This window comes from Rhodopseudomonas pseudopalustris (genome assembly GCF_900110435.1).
Taxonomy (GTDB): Bacteria; Pseudomonadota; Alphaproteobacteria; order Rhizobiales; family Xanthobacteraceae; genus Rhodopseudomonas; species Rhodopseudomonas pseudopalustris.
Genome location: NZ_FODT01000004.1, coordinates 17,747 through 40,134, shown reverse-complemented (window position 1 = coordinate 40,134; position 22,388 = coordinate 17,747). Strand labels below are relative to the sequence as shown.

The 22,388-nt window shown below is 64.3% G+C and carries 22 protein-coding genes; 8 read left to right on the top strand and 14 right to left on the bottom strand.

Features of this window, described 5'->3' with window-relative positions:
• Nucleotides 1-246: 246 nt before the first annotated feature.
• The 3 genes from BMY71_RS09060 to grxD are packed head-to-tail and all read right to left on the bottom strand — an operon-like array spanning nucleotide 247 to nucleotide 2,459.
• Nucleotides 247-1,539, bottom strand: coding sequence for a serine hydrolase domain-containing protein (locus BMY71_RS09060; protein ID WP_092683682.1), 1,293 nt, complete (start codon nucleotides 1,537-1,539; stop codon nucleotides 247-249).
• 57 nt (nucleotides 1,540-1,596) lie between these two features.
• Nucleotides 1,597-2,136 (bottom strand): O-acetyl-ADP-ribose deacetylase, encoded by a 540-nt coding sequence (locus BMY71_RS09055; RefSeq protein ID WP_092683680.1) that lies wholly within the window; start codon nucleotides 2,134-2,136, stop codon nucleotides 1,597-1,599.
• On the bottom strand, nucleotides 2,133-2,459 hold the full coding sequence (grxD, locus tag BMY71_RS09050) for a Grx4 family monothiol glutaredoxin (protein WP_041805225.1): 327 nt from the start codon (nucleotides 2,457-2,459) through the stop codon (nucleotides 2,133-2,135). Before grxD ends, BMY71_RS09055 begins: the two co-directional genes overlap by 4 nt.
• Nucleotides 2,460-2,748: 289 nt before the next feature.
• Between grxD and egtB the strand changes: the two genes are divergently transcribed.
• On the top strand, nucleotides 2,749-3,996 hold the full coding sequence (gene egtB / locus BMY71_RS09045; protein ID WP_092683223.1) for an ergothioneine biosynthesis protein EgtB: 1,248 nt from the start codon (nucleotides 2,749-2,751) through the stop codon (nucleotides 3,994-3,996).
• 45 nt (nucleotides 3,997-4,041) lie between these two features.
• Nucleotides 4,042-5,013 (top strand): L-histidine N(alpha)-methyltransferase, encoded by a 972-nt coding sequence (egtD, locus tag BMY71_RS09040; RefSeq protein WP_092683221.1) that lies wholly within the window; start codon nucleotides 4,042-4,044, stop codon nucleotides 5,011-5,013.
• Between the two features lie 38 nt (nucleotides 5,014-5,051).
• On the opposite strand, the gene BMY71_RS09035 is transcribed toward egtD, so the two are convergent.
• The 3 genes from BMY71_RS09035 to BMY71_RS09025 form a co-directional block, all read right to left on the bottom strand.
• Nucleotides 5,052-5,777, bottom strand: coding sequence for a hypothetical protein (locus tag BMY71_RS09035; RefSeq protein ID WP_092683678.1), 726 nt, complete (start codon nucleotides 5,775-5,777; stop codon nucleotides 5,052-5,054).
• 69 nt (nucleotides 5,778-5,846) lie between these two features.
• Nucleotides 5,847-7,037 (bottom strand): low temperature requirement protein A, encoded by a 1,191-nt coding sequence (locus BMY71_RS09030; RefSeq protein WP_092683219.1) that lies wholly within the window; start codon nucleotides 7,035-7,037, stop codon nucleotides 5,847-5,849.
• A 20-nt stretch (nucleotides 7,038-7,057) separates the two neighbouring features.
• On the bottom strand, nucleotides 7,058-7,294 hold the full coding sequence (locus BMY71_RS09025; protein ID WP_011502175.1) for a BolA family protein: 237 nt from the start codon (nucleotides 7,292-7,294) through the stop codon (nucleotides 7,058-7,060).
• A 191-nt stretch (nucleotides 7,295-7,485) separates the two neighbouring features.
• Between BMY71_RS09025 and BMY71_RS09020 the strand changes: the two genes are divergently transcribed.
• Together BMY71_RS09020 and BMY71_RS09015 are read left to right on the top strand one after the other, a co-directional pair.
• Nucleotides 7,486-7,848: a DUF427 domain-containing protein gene (locus BMY71_RS09020; protein ID WP_011502174.1), complete on the top strand. Its 363-nt coding sequence runs from the start codon at nucleotides 7,486-7,488 to the stop codon at nucleotides 7,846-7,848.
• 88 nt (nucleotides 7,849-7,936) lie between these two features.
• Nucleotides 7,937-9,121 (top strand): acyltransferase family protein, encoded by a 1,185-nt coding sequence (locus BMY71_RS09015; protein WP_092683217.1) that lies wholly within the window; start codon nucleotides 7,937-7,939, stop codon nucleotides 9,119-9,121.
• A 279-nt stretch (nucleotides 9,122-9,400) separates the two neighbouring features.
• On the opposite strand, the gene purL is transcribed toward BMY71_RS09015, so the two are convergent.
• Both purL and BMY71_RS09005 read right to left on the bottom strand, forming a co-directional pair.
• Nucleotides 9,401-11,611: a phosphoribosylformylglycinamidine synthase subunit PurL gene (gene purL, locus BMY71_RS09010; RefSeq protein ID WP_092683215.1), complete on the bottom strand. Its 2,211-nt coding sequence runs from the start codon at nucleotides 11,609-11,611 to the stop codon at nucleotides 9,401-9,403.
• A 237-nt stretch (nucleotides 11,612-11,848) separates the two neighbouring features.
• Entirely contained in the window at nucleotides 11,849-13,213 is a 1,365-nt protein-coding gene (locus BMY71_RS09005) for a TrpB-like pyridoxal phosphate-dependent enzyme (protein ID WP_011502171.1), read from the bottom strand.
• Nucleotides 13,214-13,374: 161 nt separating this feature from the next.
• Between BMY71_RS09005 and BMY71_RS09000 the strand changes: the two genes are divergently transcribed.
• Complete coding sequence (locus BMY71_RS09000) at nucleotides 13,375-13,872, top strand: PaaI family thioesterase (RefSeq protein ID WP_041805224.1); 498 nt, start codon at nucleotides 13,375-13,377, stop codon at nucleotides 13,870-13,872.
• A 115-nt stretch (nucleotides 13,873-13,987) separates the two neighbouring features.
• Here BMY71_RS09000 and purQ read toward each other — a convergent pair whose 3' ends face one another.
• The 3 genes from purQ to purC form a co-directional block, all read right to left on the bottom strand.
• Nucleotides 13,988-14,689: a phosphoribosylformylglycinamidine synthase subunit PurQ gene (gene purQ, locus BMY71_RS08995; protein ID WP_092683213.1), complete on the bottom strand. Its 702-nt coding sequence runs from the start codon at nucleotides 14,687-14,689 to the stop codon at nucleotides 13,988-13,990.
• 2 nt (nucleotides 14,690-14,691) lie between these two features.
• A complete protein-coding gene (gene purS / locus BMY71_RS08990; protein ID WP_092683676.1) occupies nucleotides 14,692-14,934 on the bottom strand; it encodes a phosphoribosylformylglycinamidine synthase subunit PurS in 243 nt (80 codons plus the stop codon).
• A 164-nt stretch (nucleotides 14,935-15,098) separates the two neighbouring features.
• Nucleotides 15,099-15,866, bottom strand: coding sequence for a phosphoribosylaminoimidazolesuccinocarboxamide synthase (gene purC / locus BMY71_RS08985; protein WP_011502167.1), 768 nt, complete (start codon nucleotides 15,864-15,866; stop codon nucleotides 15,099-15,101).
• Nucleotides 15,867-16,170: 304 nt separating this feature from the next.
• Between purC and BMY71_RS08980 the strand changes: the two genes are divergently transcribed.
• Nucleotides 16,171-16,494 (top strand): DUF1476 domain-containing protein, encoded by a 324-nt coding sequence (locus BMY71_RS08980; RefSeq protein ID WP_092683211.1) that lies wholly within the window; start codon nucleotides 16,171-16,173, stop codon nucleotides 16,492-16,494.
• A 61-nt stretch (nucleotides 16,495-16,555) separates the two neighbouring features.
• Here BMY71_RS08980 and BMY71_RS08975 read toward each other — a convergent pair whose 3' ends face one another.
• Nucleotides 16,556-17,386 carry an isocitrate lyase/PEP mutase family protein gene (locus BMY71_RS08975; RefSeq protein WP_092683209.1) on the bottom strand — a complete coding sequence of 277 codons (831 nt, stop codon included), beginning with the start codon at nucleotides 17,384-17,386 and terminating at the stop codon, nucleotides 16,556-16,558.
• 933 nt (nucleotides 17,387-18,319) lie between these two features.
• Here BMY71_RS08975 and BMY71_RS08970 point away from each other — a divergent pair.
• Nucleotides 18,320-18,994: a Crp/Fnr family transcriptional regulator gene (locus BMY71_RS08970; RefSeq protein ID WP_175557652.1), complete on the top strand. Its 675-nt coding sequence runs from the start codon at nucleotides 18,320-18,322 to the stop codon at nucleotides 18,992-18,994.
• Nucleotides 18,995-19,214: 220 nt separating this feature from the next.
• Here the strand turns inward: BMY71_RS08970 and greA are convergent, their stop codons facing one another.
• Together greA and BMY71_RS08960 are read right to left on the bottom strand one after the other, a co-directional pair.
• Nucleotides 19,215-19,697: a transcription elongation factor GreA gene (greA, locus tag BMY71_RS08965; protein WP_092683205.1), complete on the bottom strand. Its 483-nt coding sequence runs from the start codon at nucleotides 19,695-19,697 to the stop codon at nucleotides 19,215-19,217.
• Nucleotides 19,698-19,960: 263 nt separating this feature from the next.
• A complete protein-coding gene (locus BMY71_RS08960) occupies nucleotides 19,961-20,377 on the bottom strand; it encodes a DUF2147 domain-containing protein (RefSeq protein ID WP_092683203.1) in 417 nt (138 codons plus the stop codon).
• A 317-nt stretch (nucleotides 20,378-20,694) separates the two neighbouring features.
• Here BMY71_RS08960 and BMY71_RS08955 point away from each other — a divergent pair, with 317 nt between their 5' ends.
• Nucleotides 20,695-22,374, top strand: a complete 1,680-nt coding sequence (locus BMY71_RS08955) for a methyl-accepting chemotaxis protein (protein ID WP_092683201.1) — start codon at nucleotides 20,695-20,697, stop codon at nucleotides 22,372-22,374.
• Nucleotides 22,375-22,388 lie beyond the last annotated feature (14 nt).

Sequence of the window (22,388 nt, the reverse complement as noted above, 5' to 3'; positions counted from 1 at the left end):
TGGCCGCAAATTGTCGCAGGGTCAAATCAAAATGGGACACCCGGTCGCAGCGGAGCGATCGGGAACCGTGACAATGGCGTCGCCGCCGTCGGAGCGTGCAGTGCGATCACAGCGTTGGATCGCGCGAACTTCAGTCGCCGCGCGCACAGCCCGTCGCACTTGCGTCAAACTGACGCGGCAGCGAGGTTGCGCCGCTCTCCGGCACCCCTGAGCCGCGATCACGAGACCTTACGCCATGCGGCGCACTCAGTTCTCCATCGCCTCGTAGACCAGCTTCTTGAGTTCGCGCTGGATCGGCTGGCGCTGTGACGGGGTCTGCTCCATCAGCACGAAGAACATCTCCTGCTTCGGATCGACCACGAAGTAACAACCGCTGGCGCCGTCCCATTTCAATTCGCCGATTGAGCCGGGCGGCGGCGGCTTGGCATTGCCGGGATCGGTGCGGACGCCGAGGCCGTAGCCGTAGCCGAAACCATCGCCGGGGAAATAGAAGTGATCACGCGCGATGCCGGAGCCGGGACCGATCTGATCGGTGGTCATCTCCTTGAAACTCGCTTCGCTCAAATAGCGCTTGCCGTCGAGTTCGCCCTTGTGCAGCAGCATCCGCACGAAGCGGATGACGTCGGATGGCGTCGAGGTCAGGCCGCCGCCGCCGGATTCCCATTTCTTGACGATGTCCGGCCGGCTCGGGCGTCCGACGCGGAAGTCGGCGTCGTTCGGCATCGGCTGCGCCATCCGCGCCTTCTGTTCGTCCGTGGACAGATAGTAGCGCGTGTCCTTCATGCCGAGCGGGTCGAACAATCTTTCCTTCTGATACGTGTAAAACGACTTGCCGGACGCCACCTCGACGACGCGGCTGAGCACCTCGTAGGAATTGCCGTAGTCCCACAGCGTGCCGGGCTGCTCCTGCAGCGGCAGCCTGGCGATCCGCTCGGCGAATTCGGCATTGCTCGGATCGCCGTCGTAGATCTTGGCGGCCGCGATCGCTTTGCGCACCAGAGTGTCGCCGTAGAAGCCGTAAGTGATGCCCGACGTGTGCAGCAGCAGGTCGCTGACCTTGATCGGCCGCTTCACCGGCTCGAAGTCGAGATATTTCTCGCCGTCGTCACGCTTCTTCTCGACGCCGACTTTGACGTCGGCGAACGCCGGAATGTATTTCGACACCGGATCGTCGAGCTTCAGCTTGCCGTCGTCGACCAGCATCATCACCGCGAATGAGGTGAACGGCTTCGTGAGCGACGCCAGCCGGAAGATGGTGTCGTCGGTCACCGGCGCTTGCGTGGCGACGTCGCGCACGCCGAAATGCTTGTGATAGATCGGCTTGCCGCGCTGCTCGATGTACACCAGCGCGCCGGGGATCTTGCCTTCGGCGATGATGGTCTTGAAGAACGCGTCGATGCGTTCGAGCTTGCTTTGCGAGAACTGCGCGCCGGGCGGCAGGTCGAATGTGCCTTCGGCGAGAGCGGTATTTGGCGCTTGACTGACGGCCAGCGCGACCAGCGCTCCTGCAAACAGCGTTCGCGCGGCGCGACGCAACATCATCACTTCCTCCCCTTTTTGTTGTCAGGGCGGATGGTAACGGTCGTGCGCAGCTAATCAAGAGGCCGCGGACAGCGCCGCGCGGTGCAACGCCGCGCCCGGCTCGGAGAAGCAACAGAACACCAGGCGGGTCACCGACGGCGCGATGCGCAGCGCATCGATGCAGGCGGCGACCGCGATCGGAGCGGCGCGTTCGGGAGGAAAGCCGTAGACGCCAGTGGAAATCGCCGGAAACGCAACGGACGCGAGGCCATGCTGCCCGCACAGCGCCAGCGCGCGGCGATAGCAGGACGCGAGCGCGGCGTCCTCACCGGAGCCGCCGCCGTGCCAGACCGGACCGACGGCATGGATCACATGCCGCGCCGGCAGCGCATATCCATCGGTGATCTTGGCGTCGCCGGTGGCGCAGCCATCAAGGCGGCGGCACGCGGCGAGCAGGTCCGGACCTGCGGCGCGATGAATCGCGCCGTCGACTCCGCCGCCGCCGAGCAGCGAGCCATTGGCGGCATTGACGATCGCGTCGAGCGCGAGCGTCGTGATGTCGGCGACGACGACCTCAAACGTCGTCGCGCCGATTTGGCGTGCGAAGGCGCTCAGGCCGCGGCCTTGATGCCCTTGTCGGTGAACAGCTTCTGCAATTCGCCGGCCTGGAACATCTCGCGGATGATGTCGCAACCGCCGACGAACTCACCCTTCACATAGAGCTGCGGAATCGTCGGCCAGTTCGAATACGCCTTGATGCCATCGCGCAGATCAGCCGATTCCAGCACGTTGTGGCCCTTATAGGCGACGCCGACGTGATCGAGGATCTGCACCACCTGACCCGAGAAGCCGCACTGCGGAAACTGCGGCGTGCCCTTCATGAACAGCACGACGTCGTTGGACTTCACTTCGTTGTCGATGAATTGCTCGATGCTCATGATGGATCCTTTTGCGGCGCGGCCGGCTGACCACCAGCGGCCGGGTCGAACGGTCATATATGTATCCCGAAAACCGTTCGCAGCCCAAGTAAAATGCCCGACAGACCGGCTGAGGTTCTGATTTGGCTCAACATTCGGCGTTTGGCCGTTGCCTTTTTGGGGCAGCAAACTGACGGAGAAGGTACGGCCGCGACCTTACATCGCCGGAACGAGCGCCTATCTCGGGGGACATTGGAACTGCTTCGCGGAAGCAGCGTTTTCCCCGAAACCGGAGTCGCTCGTGTCGAACATGTCTTCCGCCGCAGCCTCTGTGGTCAAATCTGCTCTGTCCGGCCACGCGCCCCGCGCTCTTTCCTCCCGCTTGTCGGAGGCCTATCGCGTCGTCCGCGACGAGACCGAGCGCCGCGCGGCGCCGCTCAGCGCCGAGGATCAGGTGGTGCAGTCGATGCCGGACGCCAGTCCGGCGAAATGGCACCGCGCGCATACGACCTGGTTCTTCGAGCAGTTCCTGCTCGGTCCGCACCGGCCGGGCTATCAGGTGTTCCACCCGGATTACGCCTATCTGTTCAATTCCTATTACGTCTCCGCCGGCCCGCGGCACACCAGGGCCGCGCGCGGCCTGCTGACCCGGCCGGGCGCCGACGACGTCACCGCCTATCGCCGCGCGGTCGACGAGGCGATGCTGGCGCTGTTCGCCGAGGCGGACGAGGCGACGCTGCACAAGCTCGCCCCGCTGGTCGAGGTCGGCCTCAATCACGAACAGCAGCATCAGGAATTGTTGCTGACCGACATCCTGCACGCTTTCGCGCAGAACCCGATTCCGCCGGCCTACGACCGTGTGTGGCGGCTGCCCGCCGCAGACCGGAGCGGCGACGACTGGGTCGATCTGCCGGAGGGCATCCATGCGATCGGCCATGCCGGCGAAAGTTTCCATTTCGACAACGAGAAGCCGGCGCATCGCGCGCTGGTAGGGCCGGTAAAGCTGGCGCGCCATCTCGTCACCAACGCCGAGTGGCTCGAATTCATGGCGGACGGCGGCTATCGCACGGCGACGCTGTGGCTGATGGACGGATTCGCCGCGGCCGAGCGGGACGGCTGGGAAGCGCCCGGCCATTGGCGGCAGGGCGAGGACGGCGCGTGGCGCATCATGACGCTCGGCGGCCTGCAGGCGATCGACCCCGACGCGCCGGTCTGCCACATCAGCTATTACGAGGCCGATGCGTATGCCCGCTGGCGCGGGAAACATCTGCCGACCGAGATGGAATGGGAAGTCGCCGCGCGCGCAGGGCATCTCAACGACGCCTTCGGCCTGGTCTGGCAGTGGACGCGTAGTTCCTATTCGCCCTACCCCGGCTACCGCGCCATCGAGGGCGCGCTCGGCGAATACAACGGCAAGTTCATGGTTAATCAGCTGGTGCTGCGCGGCTCCTCCTGCGTCACCCCGGCGGATCACAGCCGCCTGACCTATCGCAACTTCTTCTATCCGCACCACCGCTGGCAGTTCACCGGACTGCGGCTCGCCGACTACGACGTCTGAGTAACTGTAACAACACGCGCCGCCAGCGCATCCGGGAGACCGCCTATGAATATGCACGTTGCCGTGCACGCGCGAGCGCATCAGCTCGATCCGCAGACGCAGATTTTCGCGGCGGATGTGCTCGACGGCCTGTCGCAGCCGCAGAAATCGCTGTCGCCGAAGTATTTCTACGACGACGCCGGCTCCGAGCTGTTCGTCGAGATCACCAAGCTGCCGGAATACTACCCGACCCGCACCGAACTCGGCATCCTGCGCGATCGCGCCGGCGAGATCGCGGCCCTGATCCCGCCGAACGCCGCGATCGTCGAATTCGGCGCCGGTGCGACCACCAAGATCCGGATCCTGCTCGCCGCCCACAAGGTCGCCGCCTATGTGCCGGTGGACATCTCCGGCGATTTCATCACCGCACAGGCCGAGGGACTGCGCCGCGATTTCCCGGACCTCGCGGTGTATCCGGTTGCGGCCGACTTCACCGAACCGTTCGAGCTGCCGGGCGCGCTCCGCGAACTGCCGAAGGTCGGCTTCTTCCCCGGCTCGACGCTCGGCAATTTCGAGCCGCAGGAGGCCGCACACTTCCTGGCCAGCGCGCGCGGCATTCTCGGACAAGGCGCGCAGCTGATCATCGGCGTCGATCTTGAAAAGGACGAGCGGCTGCTGGTGCCGGCCTATGACGATTCCGCCGGCGTCACCGCGAAGTTCAATCTCAACGTGCTGGAGCGGATCAACCGCGAGCTCGGCGGCGATCTGGAAGTTCCGTCGTTCCGGCATCGCGCGATCTACAATCGCGATCAGCATCGCATCGAGATGCATTTGGTCAGCCTGCGCGAGCAGAACGTGCGCATTCTCGGCGAAGACATCGCGTTCCGCGCCGGCGAAACCATCCACACCGAGAACAGCTACAAATACAGCCTGCCCCGTTTCCGCGCGCTGGCGCAGGAATCGGGCTGGACGCTGAAGCGGAGCTGGACCGACGCGGATGGGCTGTTCTCGGTGCACGCACTCGAAGCGCAGGAATAGCCGACAGAGCCCGCAATCGCGCGCCTTGCCGTCGACGATCAGGCAAGTTCGACAGTGGCGGAACGCGCCGCGCGTCTGTTGCGCGCCTCGGTGGCACATTTGGCGACGTGAATCTCGCGATTGATGACCTGGAGGTTTGGCAGGCCCCAGTAACCGAGCAGCTCCGGCCACGGCAGGTCGCGGTGCTGCCTCCACACCTGAAACAGCGGGACGCGATGATCCACCTCGGCGGCCCGCAACAGACGCCTGTTGGAATCGCGGCATCTCAGGCCCTGCAATCGCCGCAGCAGTCGGGTCTGCCCGCTTGGGGCGTTCCAGAATTGCCATGCGATCACGCAGGCGCTGTGCCAGCTGGCGTTCTTGTTGACGCCCGCATTCCACAGATCGACATGCCAGCCGAAGCGATACACCGGTTGGCCGCAGACGCAGCAGAAGCCGGCTCCCTTCGCATGGGCCTGCTCGCGATAGGGCGCGGGTGGACTACGATAGGTGGTCGGCAGTCCGGTTGACCGATCGTCAGTGAGTTGCCAGCGCCAGTCGCTCGGCGCCCCGCTGCGGGCGGCCAGCGCGCGGGCCAGCCGATCGGCCCGAAGCGGATGCGCGCGCCAATATCCGTCGATCGCCAGACGCGGTGTCAGCGGCACGAACCGGCAGTTCAGCGCCCGCGCCAGAACCGCAGATGGAAACACCGGCGGCAGCGATTTCGTCAGCCGCGCAATCGCCAGCCGATTGGCCTTGGCCTTGTCTTCCTGCCATTTTGACAAACCGGCGCCCTCCGAAGCCGAGCCAAGCTGCATCGCGGCCGTAAAGCCTTCGTTAAGGCTGCGAGCCAGCTACTCCACCGGCGATCGGCTGGCGGCGCCGAGCGAGACGGCTTCCCAGTAGCCGACCGCGAGCAGCGTCGCGGTCGTGGCCGCGGACAGCGCCAACGGCGAGACGAACGGGCCCAGCGGCGCCAGCGCGAGCAAGGCCGCGATGCCGACCATGTGCGACGGCTGCAAATGGCCGCGCACCGCCCGCTTGAACAGCAGCACGCCGATCAGGAACAGCACCGGCCCGCCGACCGTGGCGAGGATCATTTTCGCGTCGGCGTGGCCGGAGGGGTGCGCCAGCAGCATTTCGTCGCCGACCGCAGTGACGACGATGCCGGCAACGATCGGCAAATGCAGATAGGTGTAAGCGAGCCGCGCCAACCGCCCCGGGTCGCTGGACTGCGAGATACGCTCCGAGCCGAGATGCACGCCGATGTGGAAGTAGATCCACCACATCGCGATTGCGCCGAGCAACGCCGACGCGACGGCGGCGAAGCCGACGATCGTCCATTCGATGCCCGCAAAGGTCGTCCCCGTCACCACGATCGATTCGCCGAGCGCGATGATGATGAACAGCGCACAGCGCTCCGCCATGTGGCCGCCTTCGACGCTCCAGTCCTGCGTCGTGGAGGCGCCGATCCGCGGCACGTAGAAGCCGGCGAACGGTCCGGCATATTCGATTGCCAGCGCGATCAGCCACAGCGCGATCCGGATGTTTCCGTCGAGCAGCCCGCCGGCGATCCAGAACACCGCGCTGACGCTGAGCCAGGCCAGGATGCGGGCCAGATTGAGCCGCAGCGGGTCCGATTTCGGCGTGGTGAAGGTCGCGAACGCGCTGCGGCCGACCTGCATCGCCACGAAGGCCAGTGCGAACGCAAGGCCGCGGCTCTCGAACGCGTGCGGGATCGAGGTCGACAGCAACAGGCCCGCGCTCATCAGCGTGAACAGCATCACCCGAACGCTGGTGCGTTCGGGGTCGAGCCAGTTGGTGATCCAGGAGGTGTAGACCCACACCCACCAGATCGCGAGCATCAGGATCAGCGTCTGCAGCGCGCCGATCGGCGTGAAATGCGCCAGCAGGAAATGCGAGACCTGGGTAACGGCGAAGACGAACACCAGATCGAAGAACAATTCGACGTAAGTGACGCGGCTGTGCTCGTGCGGCTTTCGCACGCGAAGCAGGTTTCCGGCGCTGGTCGAATCCTTCGCCACGGCGCCTCGCCGCGTTGACGTCAGCCCTCGGGCACCCCGGTCTGCAATGCGAGCGCGTGCAAGACGCCGCCCATCTGCCCGCGCAACGACTGGTAGACGATCTGATGCTGCTGCACCCGCGACTTGCCCCGGAACGATTCGGAGATCACCGTCGCCGCATAATGGTCGCCGTCGCCGGCGAGATCGCGAATCGTCACTTCCGCGTCGGGAATCGCGGCCTTGATCATGGCCTCGATGTCGCGGGCATCCATCGGCATTCCGAGTCCTCCAAAAATTGAACGGTCAGGGCTGTTCCGGCCGATCGCCGCACCCGACCTGTGCAATACTATAGTGTAGCGCGCCCCTTTCAAAGCCCGCAGAGGGCGCACATGTTGCTCAAACCTGAATGCCTTGAGCTTAGTGCTCGAAGCCGCCGGATTGCGGCCTGGCCCATCGTGAGGAACGCCCCATGAAGATCCCCGGCCCCGACCATCCGATCACGATCACACGGAATCCGAAGCGGGTGCGCGTCACCTTGGGCGAATTGGTGATCGCCGACACCACCCATGCGATGACCCTGAAAGAAGCGAGCTACCCGCCGGTTCATTACATCCCCCGCGCCGACGCCAACATGGCGCTGTTTGCCGCAACCGATCGCAGCACCCACTGCCCGTACAAGGGCGACGCCAGCTATTTCAGCATCGATGCGAACGGCCGGACGCTGGTCAATGCAATCTGGAGCTACGAGGCGCCGTTTCCGGCGATGGCCGAGATCGCCGGCTTTCTCGCGTTCTATCCCGACAAAGTGAAGATCGAGGAATTACCGGCGTAGCAGGCGGCGCGCCTCGCCCCGCATTTTCGATCTTGCCGGACCGGGATTTCGCGGACATTGTCGCGCCGCGGATGGACGGAGACAGAGCGTGACGACAACCTATCCGACGCCCGGCGGCCTTGCTGCGACGGCAACCACGGTCCATGCGCGCGACCTGTCGCTCGATCGCACCAGAACCTTCCTAACCATCCTGGTGCTGATTCACCATTCGGTGATTCCGTATACCCATTTCGGTCACACCGACGAAAAGTCGTGGATCGGATTCGACTGCGTGGTGCTCGCCACCGACAGCTTCTTCATGGCGATGTTCTTCATGCTGTCGGGACTGTTCCTGTGGCCGAGCCTCGACCACCGACCGAAGTTCGGCACGCTGGCGCGCGACCGGGTGCTGCGGCTCGGCGTGCCGTTCATCATCGCCGCGGTCACCGTGATCCCGATCGCCTACTACGCGCTGGCGCTGCAGCAGACGCCGGATCTGCGCTTCACCGAATTCTGGTGGAACATGGTGACGGTCGGGCCATGGCCGAGCGGGCCGCTGTGGTTTCTCTGGGTGCTGCTGATCTTCACCCTGATCGGCGGCCTCACCTACCGGATCTCGCGCAAGACGCTCGACCCGCTCAATCAGCTCGCGACGCTCGGCTTCGACCGGCCGGCCGTGTTCATCATCGCGATGTTCCTGATCACTGCGGTGCTGTACGTGCCGCTGCGCGTCACGCTCGGGCCGAATACATGGTTCGAGAAGGGGCCGTTTTCGGTGCAGGAGAGCCGCATTCTGCTGTATGCGGCGTATTTCTTCATCGGTGCCGGAATCGGCGCCAACGATCCCAAGCGCGGCATTCTCGGCGCCAGCGGGCGGCTGGCAAGTCAATGGCACATCTGGGCGATGCTGGCGGTGCTGCCCTATGCGGCGATGTGGGGCTTCATCGGCATCAAGCGCGGCATCCTCGATAATCCGGATCAACTGCCGGCGTGGTACGAGGCCGGCTACGGACTCGCCTTCGCCGCCTTCAGCATTACCGTGATCTTCGCGATTCTCGCGTTCTTCCTGCGCTTCAAGCGCGCCGGCTGGAGCATTCTCGACCCGCTGCAGAACGACGCCTACGGCATCTTCCTGGTGCACTACGCGTATATGCTGTGGCTGCAATACGCATTGTTCAACGTCGACATCCCGGCGATTGCCAAGGCCGTGATCGTGTTCACGCTCGGCCTGCTGCTGAGCTGGGCGACGACGGCGGTGTTACGAAAGATTCCGGGCTCGCATCGGGTGTTGTGAGGCGAAGATCACGCCCACAACACACACCGCGTCATCCTGATGCGCGCGCCTGTTGCGCGCGCCTCGAAGGATGGGCCGCGATTGCCGGCCGCTACGACGAGTCTCCGCATCCTTCGAGGCGCGCAAGAGCGCGCACCTCAGGATGACGGCGCTGTGCGTGGCGCTTTCGACGGCGCTTAGAGCGTTTTCGAGCGAAGTGGAAACCGGTTCGCGTGAAGAAAACGCGTCAGAACAAAAAGCTAGAGCTCCGGTTCTGATTCTATCAGAACCGGAAAAGCTCTAGTTCTTCCCGCCCATGTAGTCCGGCAGCCAGTGCTCGTGGGCGTGGCGCAGCGCCTTGAGGTCGAGCGCGCGCTCGCCTTCGATCTTCAGCGTGTGGCCGGCGGTCCGGCCGATCTGCACGCAGGACACGCCGACCGATTTCATCTTCGACAGCACCGTGAGCAGATCGTCTTCCTTGACGGTGACGAGATAGCGGCCCTGATCCTCGCCGAACCACCAGGCATGCGGCACGATGCCGTCCGGCGGCGCCTCGAGGGAGGCGCCGATCGAGCCTGCGAGCGCCATTTCGGCGAGTGCGACCAGCAGGCCGCCATCGGACAGGTCATGCACCGCGGTGGCGGTGCCGGCGTGGATCATGCCGCGCACCACGTCGCCATGGCGCTTCTCGCAGGCGAGATCGACCGGCGGCGGCGCGCCCTCTTCGCGGCCGCAGATGTCGCGCAGATACACCGACTGGCCGAGCCAGCCGTGGGTCTCGCCGATCAGCAGGATCGCCTCGCCCTCGGCCTTGAAGGCGAGCGTCGCCGATTTGGTGAAGTCGTCGAGCAGGCCGACGCCGCCGATCGAGGGGGTCGGCAGGATGCCGCGGCCCGAGGTTTCGTTGTAGAGCGAGACATTGCCGGACACGACCGGGAAGTCGAACGCGATGCAGGCTTCGGCGATGCCCTTCAGGCAGCCGACGAACTGGCCCATGATCTCGGGCCGCTCCGGATTGCCGAAATTGAGGTTGTCGGTGATCGCGAGCGGCTTGCCGCCGACCGCGGTGATGTTGCGCCAGGCTTCGGCGACCGCCTGCTTGCCACCCTCGAACGGATCGGCCTCGCAATAACGCGGCGTGACGTCGACGGTCAGCGCAAGGCCCTTGGGGCCGTCCTGCACCCGCACCACCGCGGCGTCGCCACCGGGGCGCTGCAACGTGTTGCCGCCGATGACGTGGTCGTACTGCTCCCAGACCCAGCGCTTGCTGCACAGGTCCGGCGTCGCCAGCAGCTTCTCCAGCGCGTCGGCGATGCTGTTCGGCGCGTTGACCTCGCGGGCGTGGATCACCGGCAGCTTGGGGCTCTCGACCCAGGGCCGATCATACAGCGGGGCTTCGTCGCCGAGTTCCTTGATCGGCAGATCGGCCATTGCCTTGCCGCCGTGCTTGACGACGAAACGCTTGGTCGGCGTGGTGTAGCCGACCACGGCGAAGTCGAGGCCCCACTTCCTGAAGATCGCCTCGGCTTCCTTTTCCTTCTCCGGCTTCAGGACCATGAGCATCCGCTCCTGGCTTTCGGAGAGCATCATCTCGTAGGCGGTCATGCCGGTCTCGCGGGTCGGCACCGCGTCGAGATCGAGGTCGACGCCGAGGTCGCCCTTGGCGCCCATCTCCACCGCCGAACAGGTCAATCCTGCCGCGCCCATGTCCTGAATCGCAATCACGCAATCCTTGGCCATGATTTCGAGACAGGCTTCGAGCAGCAGCTTCTCGGCGAACGGATCGCCGACCTGCACGGTCGGGCGCTTCTCCTCGGAGCCCTCGCCGAACTCGGCCGAGGCCATGGTGGCGCCGCCCATGCCGTCACGGCCGGTCTTGGAGCCGAGATAGACGATCGGCATCCCGACGCCCGACGCCGCAGCGAGGAAAATCTTGTCGGCATCAGCGAGGCCGACCGCCATCGCGTTGACCAGGATGTTGCCGTCATAGCGGGTGTGGAAGCGGGTCTGGCCGCCGACGGTGGGCACGCCGAACGAATTGCCATAGCCGCCGACGCCGGCGACGACGCCCGAGACCAGGTGCCGCGTCTTCGGGTGCTCCGGCGCACCGAACGACAACGCATTGAGGCAGGCGATCGGCCGCGCGCCCATGGTGAAGACGTCGCGCAGGATGCCGCCGACGCCGGTGGTCGCGCCCTGATACGGCTCGATATAGCTCGGGTGGTTGTGGCTCTCCATCTTGAAGACCACCGCCTGATTGTCGCCGATGTCGATCACGCCGGCGTTCTCGCCCGGCCCCTGCAGCACCCACGGCGCCTTGGTCGGCAGCCCGCGCAGATGGATCCGCGACGATTTATACGAGCAATGCTCGTTCCACATCGCCGAGAAGATGCCGAGTTCGGTGAAGCTCGGCTCGCGCCCGATCAGGTCGAGAATGCGCTGATATTCGTCCGGCTTGAGGCCATGGCTGGCGACCAGTTCGGGGGTGATTTTCGGCTCGGGAGCGGACATTTCGGCGCAATCCTGCAGGCGCGCCGGAGGGGCCGGCGCGGTGGCTGTTGTTTAGAAAGATCGGGTGGAGGGGGAAAGCCCTTTTTGCGGGATTCAGAGGGCCTTCGCCCCGTCCCGGCGGGCAGCAGACCAGCTCATGCGCTGCCGTCGTCCTGAGATGCGCGCCCGGCGTTGCCGGACGCGCCCTGAATGAAGCCGGAATTGCGGCGCCTCTGAACGACGGTCGACCTGACGCCCTCAGGCCGCGACGGCCGGAAGCCCGGCCAGCGCGGTTGCCAGAGCGGCTTCGTCGTAGTCGATGTCGACCAGCTTGCCCTCGAAGTAGTTGATGTAGGACTGCATGTCGAAATGGCCGTGGCCGGAGAGATTGAACAGGATCGTCTCCGACTTGCCCTCTTCCTTGCAGCGCAGCGCTTCGTCGATCGCGCAGCGCACCGCGTGGGTGGATTCGGGCGCGGGCACGATGCCTTCATTGCGCGCGAACTGCACGCCGGCCTCGAAGCACTTCACCTGATGATATGCGCGCGCCTCGATCAGGCCGAGCTCGTAGGCGTGCGACACCATCGCGCCCATGCCGTGATAGCGCAGGCCGCCTGCATGGAAGCCCGGCGGCATGAAGGTCGAGCCGAGCGTGTGCATCTTCATCAGCGGCGTGAGATGCGAGGTGTCGCCGAAGTCGTAGGCGTATTTGCCACGGGTCAGCGACGGGCAGGCCGCCGGCTCCACCGCGATGATGCGCCGCCTGCGTCCGCCGCGCAGTTGCAGGCCGATGAACGGGAACGCGAGGCCAGCGAAATTTGAGCCGCCGCCGGCGCAGCCGATGATGACGTCGGGATCGTCGCCCGCCATCTCGCACTGCTTGATCGCTTCTTCGCCGATGATGGTCTGGTGCAGCATGACGTGATTGAGCACCGAACCGAGCGCGTATTTAATGTCCGGATTCTTCGCCGCGACTTCGACCGCTTCGGAGATCGCGATGCCGAGCGAACCGGGGCTGTCGGGGGTCTGGGCGAGGATCGAGCGGCCGGACTCGGTCTCGTTCGACGGCGAGGCGATGCAGCGCGCGCCATAGGTTTCCATCAGCGCGCGGCGATACGGCTTCTGGTCGTAGGAAATGCGGACCTGGAACACCAGCACGTCGAGCCCGAACAGCGAGCCGGCGAAGGCCAGCGACGAGCCCCACTGCCCGGCGCCGGTTTCGGTCGACAGCTTCTTGATGCCGGCCTGTTTGTTGTACCAGGCCTGCGGCACCGCGGTGTTCGGCTTGTGCGAGCCCGCCGGCGAGACGCCTTCATATTTGTAGTAGATCTTGGCCGGTGTGCCGAGCGCCTGCTCCAGCCTGCGCGCGCGCACCAGCGGCGACGGCCGCCACATCCGGAACACGTCGCGGACCGGCGCCGGAATATCAATGTAGCGATCGGTCGCGACCTCCTGGAGGATCAGCTCCATCGGAAACAGCGGCTCCAGATCGCTCGGGCCGACCGGCTGGTGCGTGCCCGGATGCAGCACGGGGGGCATCGGCTTCGGAAAATCGGCGTTCAAATTGTACCAGGACTTCGGAATGTTCTCCTCGTCCAGGACGTATTTGATCTGGTCGCTCATCTGCATCTCCCTCACGCGGCCCCGTTGCGGCCGGCCAAGCTATACCGGGGCAAGAAGCCTGAAAATTGCGCCGGGTCAATTCAGCGCAGCCGCCCACCGCAATCGCGGCATTTGCATTGCGACGCGGCATCGGTTTTATGGAGAAAAGAATAGACCAAAGGATGAGGCCCTTGCAGCAGACCGCCGACACGGCACGCCCCCATCGTCCCGACCTTCAGATTGCAACCGAAGGCGAATTCGCCGGCTGGCGCACCTGGACTCGCGACACTTTCGAGTCCAATTCGGGCCCGTTCTGGCACCGCATCGAGGACGACGGCCAGGTGCGCTGCGCCTTCCGGGTCGAGAAGAAGCACCTCAACGGCATGAACGCCGTGCACGGCGGCTGCTTCATGACGTTCGCCGATTACTGCCTGTTCGCCATCGCCTCGCGCGAATTGCAGGGGCCGGGCGTGACGGTGGCGTTCGGCGCCGAATTCCTCGACGCGGCCTATGAGGGCGAACTGATCGAATCCACCGGCGAAGTGACTCGCGCCGGCGGCTCGCTGATCTTCGTCCGCGGCATCCTGAAATGCGCCGCGCGGCCGCTGTTCACGTTTTCAGGGACGATCAAGCGCGTGAAGCGGAAGGTGGCGCCGACGGAGATCGCGGACAGCCATTAGCGAGTCATTCCGGGGGCGCTCGCGTCAGCGAGCGAACCCGGAATCCAGAAATTGCTTACGCCCTGCGTGGATCAGATTCCGGGTTCGCGCACCGCGCGCCCCGGAATGACGGCGACTAAGCCGCTTTCGCGAGATGCTCGGCCAGCCCGGCGAACAGGCCGCGGCCGTCCACAGAGCCCATGATCTCTTCGACGTGGTTTTCCGGATGCGGCATCATGCCGAGGACGTTGCCGCGCTCAGAGACGATGCCGGCGATCGAGGCGGCAGCGCCGTTGATGTTGTGCGCCTCACTCACCTCGCCGTTCGCCGAGCAGTAGCGGTACAGCACGCGGCCGTCGCCCTCGAGCCGCTTCAGCGTCTCGTCGTCGGCCTCGTAATTGCCTTCGCCATGCGCGACCGGCACCTTGATCACCTGCCCGGCCTGATAGCCGCGGGTGAACGGGCTGTCGGCGCGCTCGACCCGCAGATGCACGTCGCGGCAGATGAACTTCAGCTTGGCGTTGCGCATCAGCACGCCGGGCAGCAGCCCGGACTCGCACAGGATCTGAAAACCGTTGCAGACGCCGAGCACCAGGCCGCCATCGGCTGCGAATTTGCGCACCGCGTCCATGACCGGCGCGCGCGCCGCGATCGCGCCGCAGCGCAGATAATCGCCATAGGAGAAGCCGCCCGGCACCACGACGAGGTCGGTGCCCTTCGGCAGCGCGGTGTCGGCGTGCCAGACCATCGCGGCGTCATTGCCGGAGACGAGCTTGAGCGCGCGCGCCATGTCGCGCTCGCGATTGATACCGGGAAAGACGAGAACGGCGGATTTCATGATCAGCCCAACACCTCGACGCGATAATTCTCGATCACGGTGTTGGCGAGCAGCTTGTCGGCGGCGTCCTTCAGGGCGGCTTCGGCCTTGGCCGCATCGGCGCCGGCGAGTTCGATGTCGAACACCTTGCCCTGCCGCACGCTGGCGATGCCGTCGACGCCGAGCGACTTCAGCGCGCCCTCGATCGCCTTGCCCTGGGGATCGAGGATCCCGTTCTTCAAGGTAACAGTGACTCGTGCCTTCATGATCGCCTCGATTGTCCCCTCGTCATGCCGGGGGGCCTCGCCCCAGGCAGTCATTCCGGGGCGCGCTGAGCGCGAACCCGGAATCTCGATCGTCATAACAACTTCTGGATTCCGGGTTCGCCGCTACGCGGCGCCCCGGAATGACGGTGCGTGTGGATGCGCCCTCAGCCCTTCACCAACACCGGGCCGGAGCCGACCGGGCGCTCGTTTTCCATCAGGATGCCGAGCCGCTTGGCGACTTCGGTATAGGCCTCCAGGAGGCCGCCGAGGTCGCGGCGGAAGCGGTCCTTGTCGAGCTTCTCGTTCGACTTGATGTCCCACAGCCGGCACGAGTCGGGCGAGATCTCGTCGGCGACGATGATCCGCATCATCTCGTTTTCGAACAGCCGGCCGCATTCCATCTTGAAGTCGACCAGACGGATGCCGATGCCGAGGAACAGTCCGGTGAGGAAATCATTGACGCGGATCGCCAGCGCCATGATGTCGTCGATCTCCTGCGGGGTCGCCCAGCCGAAAGCGGTGATGTGCTCTTCCGAGACCATCGGGTCGTTGAGCTGGTCGTTCTTGTAATAGAACTCGATGATCGAGCGCGGCAGCTGCGTGCCCTCCTCGATCCCCAGCCGCTGCGACAGCGAACCGGCCGCAACGTTCCGCACCACCACCTCGAGCGGCACGATCTCGACCTCGCGAATCAACTGCTCGCGCATGTTGAGCCGGCGGATGAAGTGGGTCGGCACCCCGATATCGTTGAGGTGCTGGAACAGGTACTCCGAGATCCGGTTGTTGAGGACGCCCTTGCCCTCGATCACCTGATGCTTCTTGGCGTTGAACGCGGTGGCGTCATCCTTGAAGTGCTGAATCAGCGTTCCGGGCTCGGGGCCTTCATACAGCACCTTGGCCTTGCCTTCATAAATGCGACGTCGCCGGCTCATGGGGATGTACCGTGTTTTGTTGAAATCCATGGATGGGGTGGCTCCGTCTGACGGTTTCGACCAACGGCGGAGCTGCCGTTAAGGCCCGGGACAGGAAACAGAACAAGAACCTAGCCTTGCTGCAACCTAGCTGATTGGGTCCCCCAGCACAATCGATCCGGCTGGTTCCGCCCTAAGTTTTACCCTTCGGATGCGCTGTTGTTGGCAGTTGTCTTAACGGTGCGCTCTGGATATCTAGGCATGCAACCCGCCCACCGCAAACCGGCGGCCCTTTCGCCCCGGCAGAGAGATCGGAACAATTGACATGACCACGTTCGACAAGCGCGAGGAAGGCTTCGAGAGGAAGTTCGCGCTCGACGAGGAGCAGAAGTTCAAGGCCGAAGCGCGCCGCGACAAGCTGCTCGGCCTCTGGGTCGCCGAGAAACTCGGCATTTCTGGCGACGCCGCCGCCGCTTACTCCAAAGAGGTCGTGATCGCCGACCTGGAGGAAGCCGGCGACGCCGACGTGGTCCGCAAGGTCTCCAAGGACCTCGCCGACAAGGGCATCGCGATGACCGAAGCGGAGATTCGCGCCAAGATGGGCGAGTTCTTCGCCCAGGCGGTGATCGAGGTGAAGGCCGGCAAGTAGGCCCCTTCTCTCGTCCATTCGTCTCAAATGCCCGGGGTCATGCGCCTCGGGCATTTTTCGTTCAGGCCCCAGGCCCCGCGCCGAACAGCTTGTTGAGTTCCCCGCCCTTCGCCGCCTTCGCAAACGCGGTGAAGGTGCCTCCCTGCGCGATTTCGCGCGCGGCCTCGAGGAACCCCGCCCAGGCCGAGCGCGCCAGCGCGCCGCCGACGCTGATCCTCCGCACGCCGAGATCGGCGAGAGCCGCGACCGTCATGCCCGGCTGCACGACCAGCACGTTGAGCGGCTTCGGCGTCACCGCCTTCACGAGGGTGGTGATTTCGGCCTCGGTGGCCACGCCCGGCGCATACAGGCAATCGGCGCCGGCCTCGGCAAAGGCTGCGAGCCGCGCCGCGGTCTTCACAAGATCGCGCTCGCCCCACAGAAAGCCTTCGCAGCGCGCGACCAGCATCACATCCTCGCCGGTCGCATCGATCGCGGCCCGCGCCGCTCTGATCCGCTCGACGCCGAGCGCGTCGTCGTACAGCGGCCGCTGCGCATCGCCGGTCGAATTCTCGATCGACAGCCCGGCAATCCCGGTCGCGACCGCACGGGTGACATTGGCGGCGACGCCCTGCGGATCGTCGGCGAAGCCGGCTTCGAAATCGGCATTGATCGGCAGATCGACCGCCGCGCTGAGCATCGTCAGATGCGCGAGCACGTCGTCGCAGGCGACCTGATTGTCGGCCCGCCCGGTCGACCACGCATAGCCGGAGCTGGTCGACGCCAGCGCCTGAAACCCGAGATGCTGCAATAGCCGCGCGCTACCGACATCCCAGGGGTTGGGCAGCACGAAACAGCCGCTCTCGTGCAATTTGCGAAACGCAGCGCGCTTGGCGGCGGTGGGGATGGGCATCGGCGTTCTCCCTGGATTTTCCCGGGAGACTAGCACGGGAATCGCGGCGAGGTGGATCACGTGCGAAGCACGCACTGCCGAAGTAACAGGTTGGCGGTTCGCTCCGATGAAGTGGCCGGGTGGAAAACCGTCGCTCAGCCTAACGTTGCATATTCCATTTCACGGTCGGATGTCGCGCTTGGGTCCGGCGGCGACGCACGGGTCGCTCGACGGGCAGGCCTCCGGGGACCGCTTCCCGCGCGCGCAGCTTTCACTGGGGGAAAAACGGCGGCGCGCCAGACTGTTTGGACTGTCCGCCCGTTGTGTTCTGTTCGTGCTGCATCGATTCAAGCTTGTCGGCGAGCGAAATCAATCTCCGAGCCGCAGCCGATGGCGTACTGGCGGCAAGCGAACGGCAACGCTCTGCGACCGCTTGAAGGTATGTCGAGCTCGCGATCATTGGTTGCCCCCCGAAATTACCGGAATATCCTGCCTCCGAAACGCCCGTAGCAACTCGGCCGAGGCCGATCGGAAAGGTCGTCATCGACGAAGCCCACCGGCCGAATTCGACAACGAAACAATGGCAAAACTGAGTGGCTCATTTGTATAATGTCCCTGAGGCCGAAATCGGGCTGCTGGAAAAAGCCGCCGACGATTCAAGTCGTGGAGACATTCAAAACGGACGTTCAAACGAGTGATCGCTGGCAGTTAGTCTCGGACATATGAATGTCCGAACTCTTGCCATTGCATCAGCTTTCCGGTCGGCAAGCAGTCTGCAGGACTGCAACCTACCGATCATCAAACTGTTGGACATGTCAGCCGACGCAGCGGGCCGGAATTCGCAGTGAGCGTGCCGCCAAAGATTGGGGCTCGTTGGTCAAATTTGACCTTTGCCAACTGATATTTTTCTGGATGGTCCCGGCAAAGACGACAGCAATATACGAGACGGGCAATATGACGAAACCATTCGATGCGATCGCGTTTCTCGAGAAGGTCGGCGAAGGACGATCGATCTCGAAATTCGAGAAGAATGACAACATTTTCGTGCAGGGAGACGAGGCAAGTTCAGTTTTCTATATTCAGTCGGGCGCGGTGAAGCTCAACGTCGTTTCGGAGCAAGGCAAAGAGGCGGTGATCGCCATCATCGAAGCCGGACATTTTCTCGGAGAGGCCTGTCTCAGCGGCCATTTCGTGCGCACCGCGACGGCGTCCGCCATGACGGACACTGTTCTGACATCGATCACGAAGACCGCGATGCTTGCCGCGCTCGAACGAGAGCCGAAGCTCGCCGAAATGTTCTTGAGGCATGTTCTTGCGCGCAGTCGGCGCATCGAGGAAGACCTGATCGATCAGCTTTTCAATTCGAGCGAGCGCCGTCTCGCGCGCACGCTGTTGCTGTTGGCGAACTTCGGCAAGCCCGGGCATCCGCAGCCGATCAGCGTCGAGATCAGCCAGGCAACCCTCGCGGAAATGATCGGCACGACGCGCTCGCGGGTCAGCTATTTCATGAACAAGTTCAGAAGGCTCGGTTTCATCAGCTACAATGGGAAAATCCACGTTCACAGCTCGCTGCTGAACGCGGTGTTGCACGAGAAACCGGGAGACAAGAACGAGGACGATGTGGTGTGATGGTCGTCCGGCGCATCCGCGGGGGTCTCATCGTGGAGGGGCGCGTCGTCGAGACGGCGGCGTGATCCCGCCCCAGACCTGCCGAATGAGCAAGTCGCGGATCGATCAAACGACAAGCGGTGAACGCCGCAACAACAAGGTCGCGTTGCTGATCCGGGCTACGCGCCATGCGTTACTATCCCACGCCCAGGCAAGAGTCCTCACTGGGCGCATCGTCGCGTCACGCGATCGCGATGATCTCGAGTTCCTGCTCCCCTGCCCCCGCGACATCACCGACGGCCTTGCCCATCAGCAGCCGCGCGACCGGGGATACGAACGAAATCGACCCAACCTTCGGGTCCGCTTCGTCTTCGCCGACGATCCGATAGGTCTGCACCCGGCCATCGGCACGCTTGAAGGTCACGGTCGAGCCGAACGCGACGACATCGGCCGTTGTCGGATCGGCGATCAGTTGCGCGGTCCGCACGCGCGTCGCGAAGTAGCGCGCATCGCGTGAGGGAATCGCTTCCTGCCGGCGGCGTTCGTTGACATCCTCGATCGCCTTCGCCGCCTCGCAGGCGCCGCGCGCGGCCTGCAACTGCGCTTCCAGCGCCTTCATTCCGGCTGCGGTGACGAGGTTCGGATGCGGCGAGATCGGCCGATCCGGCAGCATCGTCTCCGACGCGGTTTCGGCGCTCTCTTCCTTGGTGAAGGCAACACTCAATCTGGAACTCCATTCGACGGGAAGCGTCGTCAGCTATAATGGTTTCGCTGGTTCGGGCAATGCTCGGCCAGCCGCAGCCCGCAGGGCGGATCAGCGAAGCGTCATCCATGCCTCTGCGGCGCGGTCAGCGGCGGCGTATTGCGCATCGCTCTCGCGTGCGACCACGCCGCCCCACGAACTGATGGAATCAGAATCGAGTCGCCAGCGTCATAAGACGACGCGCTTGCTGATCGCCAACCGCTGTCCACTCCGCTCGACGACACTCAGTTGGCGCGTGTCCAGTTCGAGGATTTGCAGATCATGCCGCCCATCGCGCAGCCCTGGGTGGTGAGGGTGCCGCCGGCCAGACTCATCTTGCCGGTATAGGTCTTGCCGTCTTCGGGATTGAAGGCGCTGCCGTTCCAGGTGTTCGGGCCGGCGGGCTTCATGTCGGAAAACACTCGCTGTCCGACCTTGGCGGGCGTGTCGGTGCCGGGCTTCAGCCAGACGATGGTGCCGCACAGCGCGCCGCCGCAGGGCGAGAACTTCACCTTGGAGGCGCCGGAATCCCGCAACCACACCCCGGTGACCTCCTCGGCATGGGCCGGGGTGGTCGTCACCGCCGTCACGATGGCCGCAAACAGACCAAAAACAGCCACCAAACCAACGCTCGCGCAACGAAACGCCCACTTGCTTCGCATGTCCCCTCCCGATTGTTTTTCGCGCGGCGGTTGCCGCTTGCAATCAATCAATCGCGTGACGTGTCGTGAGTCAACCGGAAGCAGCACGCGTTCGCTACCCGGTTACGTAGCAGCGGCGAAATCCCGCAGCCCACAGCCCGCTGCCCGCGCCCTTAAGGCCGATGAGCAAAACGAAATCTCCACAGCGCATCCTGGTCTGCGGCGCAAACGGCTCGCGATCACGCGCCCACGCGCTTCTCGGCAAACTGCGCAATCCCGGTTCACGGAATATTAGCGCGAGCTGATTAGCTGATGACTATCAAGCTCGTGAGGTAACTATGCGTCCGAAATTGTCTCGGGTCATTCTGATTTTCGGCCTGGTAGTTTTCGCAGGTCTGGTTGCGGTGATTGCGTCGAGCGTCTATGGCCTTTCGCAATTGAAGATCGGCGGCCCGCTCTACGCCCAGCTCAAGCTGCAGAACGACCTGGTCGCGGATATTCTTCCTCCCCCGGAATATGTCATCGAAGCCCATCTCGAGGCGCTGATGGCGTTGCGGGAGCCGTCCGAGTTGTTCACGCATCGCGACCGCATCGTCAAGCTGAAGGCGGACTACAACGAACGCCACGAGTTCTGGCAGAAGTCGGCGCTGGAAGAGCCACTCAAGAAAGAGCTGGTGGTGGATTCCGACCGCGAAGTGAGCAAGTTCTGGAATGTGCTGGAACGCCAGCTCCTGCCCGCCATCGAACAAGGCGACGAGGCGGCGAAATCAGCGGCCTACAAGCAGTTGTTTCAAGCCTATGCGGCGCATCGCGAGATCATCGATGATATCGTCAAGCGCGCCACCGATCTGAACACCTCGGTCGAAGCCTCGACCGCTGAGCGCGCGACGATCCTGACCTGGCTGGTGTGGGGCATTTCCGGCGTTGTCCTGCTGGTGTTCTTCGCGGGTCTTGCCGGCGTCATCCGTGGCGTGATCCGCCCGATCGTCGGGATGACCGACGTGATGTCGCGGCTCGCGCACGGCGACCGCAATATCGAGGTTCCTGGCGTCGATCGACGCGACGAGGTCGGTGCGATGGCGCGGGCGCTGCAGGTGTTCCGCGACAACGCTCTCAATGTCGATTCCCTCGAGACCGAGCGGGATCAGAAGGTGCTGGCCGAAACCGAGCGCAAGGCGGCGATGCAGCAGATTGCCAACGAGTTCGATACCGCGATCGGCCGGATCGTCGACGCCGTGACCACGGCGTCGTCCGAGCTGGAGCATGCGGCTGGCCGCCTCAACGGCGCGGCCGAGACCACCGACCATTTGGCGCAGTCGGCGACGACGGTGTCACAGGAATCGTCCTCAAACGCCCAGAGCGCCGCGTCGGCCTGCAAACAGATCGCGACATCCGTGCTCGAGATCGCCCAGCAAGCTCAGCAATCCCAGGAGATCTCCCAGGCGGCTGTCCGGCAGGCGGAGGAGACCAATGGGCGGATTGCGGAACTGTCGCATGCGGCGGATCGGATCGGTGAGGTGATCAAACTGATCAATGCCGTGGCGGCGCAGACCAATCTGTTGGCGCTCAACGCGACCATCGAGGCGGCACGCGCCGGCGAGGCCGGCCGCGGCTTTGCGGTGGTGGCTTCCGAAGTGAAGGCGCTGGCGGCGCAGACCGCAAAGGCGACCGAAGAGATCAGCGAGCAGATCGCCCAGATGCAGACTGCGACCGCGCAGTCGGTGGTGGCGATCCAGACCATCGGCGGCACGATTACCGAGATCTGTGGCATCTCGGAGTCGATCGCAGCCGCTGTCGAACAGCAGGGAGAAGCCACCGCGGGGATCGCCCGCAGCGTCCAGCATGCGGCCGACGGTGCGATGCAGGTCTCGACCAGCATGGAGAAGATCGGTCATGGCGCCGCAGAGACCGACCAAGCGTCCGTTCATGTTCACAAGCTGTCGAGTTCGCTGCTGTCGGAAAGCAAGCACCTCAAGATTGAAGTGGAGAAGTTCTCGGAGATGGTCCGCGCCGCCTGATGTGGATACTGGTT

Coding starts and splice junctions, on each gene's coding strand:
- purS (WP_092683676.1), bottom strand. CDS start 14,934: ATGAAGGCACGAGTCACTGTTACCTTGAAGAACGGGATCCTCGATCCC.
- BMY71_RS08955 (WP_092683201.1), top strand. CDS start 20,695: ATGCGTCCGAAATTGTCTCGGGTCATTCTGATTTTCGGCCTGGTAGTT.
- BMY71_RS09020 (WP_011502174.1), top strand. CDS start 7,486: ATGAAGATCCCCGGCCCCGACCATCCGATCACGATCACACGGAATCCG.
- BMY71_RS09000 (WP_041805224.1), top strand. CDS start 13,375: ATGAGGCCCTTGCAGCAGACCGCCGACACGGCACGCCCCCATCGTCCC.
- BMY71_RS08980 (WP_092683211.1), top strand. CDS start 16,171: ATGACCACGTTCGACAAGCGCGAGGAAGGCTTCGAGAGGAAGTTCGCG.
- BMY71_RS09025 (WP_011502175.1), bottom strand. CDS start 7,294: ATGCCGATGGATGCCCGCGACATCGAGGCCATGATCAAGGCCGCGATT.
- BMY71_RS09005 (WP_011502171.1), bottom strand. CDS start 13,213: ATGAGCGACCAGATCAAATACGTCCTGGACGAGGAGAACATTCCGAAG.
- egtD (WP_092683221.1), top strand. CDS start 4,042: ATGAATATGCACGTTGCCGTGCACGCGCGAGCGCATCAGCTCGATCCG.
- BMY71_RS08970 (WP_175557652.1), top strand. CDS start 18,320: ATGACGAAACCATTCGATGCGATCGCGTTTCTCGAGAAGGTCGGCGAA.
- BMY71_RS08960 (WP_092683203.1), bottom strand. CDS start 20,377: ATGCGAAGCAAGTGGGCGTTTCGTTGCGCGAGCGTTGGTTTGGTGGCT.
- egtB (WP_092683223.1), top strand. CDS start 2,749: ATGTCTTCCGCCGCAGCCTCTGTGGTCAAATCTGCTCTGTCCGGCCAC.
- BMY71_RS09060 (WP_092683682.1), bottom strand. CDS start 1,539: ATGTTGCGTCGCGCCGCGCGAACGCTGTTTGCAGGAGCGCTGGTCGCG.
- purL (WP_092683215.1), bottom strand. CDS start 11,611: ATGTCCGCTCCCGAGCCGAAAATCACCCCCGAACTGGTCGCCAGCCAT.
- BMY71_RS08975 (WP_092683209.1), bottom strand. CDS start 17,386: ATGCCCATCCCCACCGCCGCCAAGCGCGCTGCGTTTCGCAAATTGCAC.
- grxD (WP_041805225.1), bottom strand. CDS start 2,459: ATGAGCATCGAGCAATTCATCGACAACGAAGTGAAGTCCAACGACGTC.
- purQ (WP_092683213.1), bottom strand. CDS start 14,689: ATGAAATCCGCCGTTCTCGTCTTTCCCGGTATCAATCGCGAGCGCGAC.
- purC (WP_011502167.1), bottom strand. CDS start 15,866: ATGAGCCGGCGACGTCGCATTTATGAAGGCAAGGCCAAGGTGCTGTAT.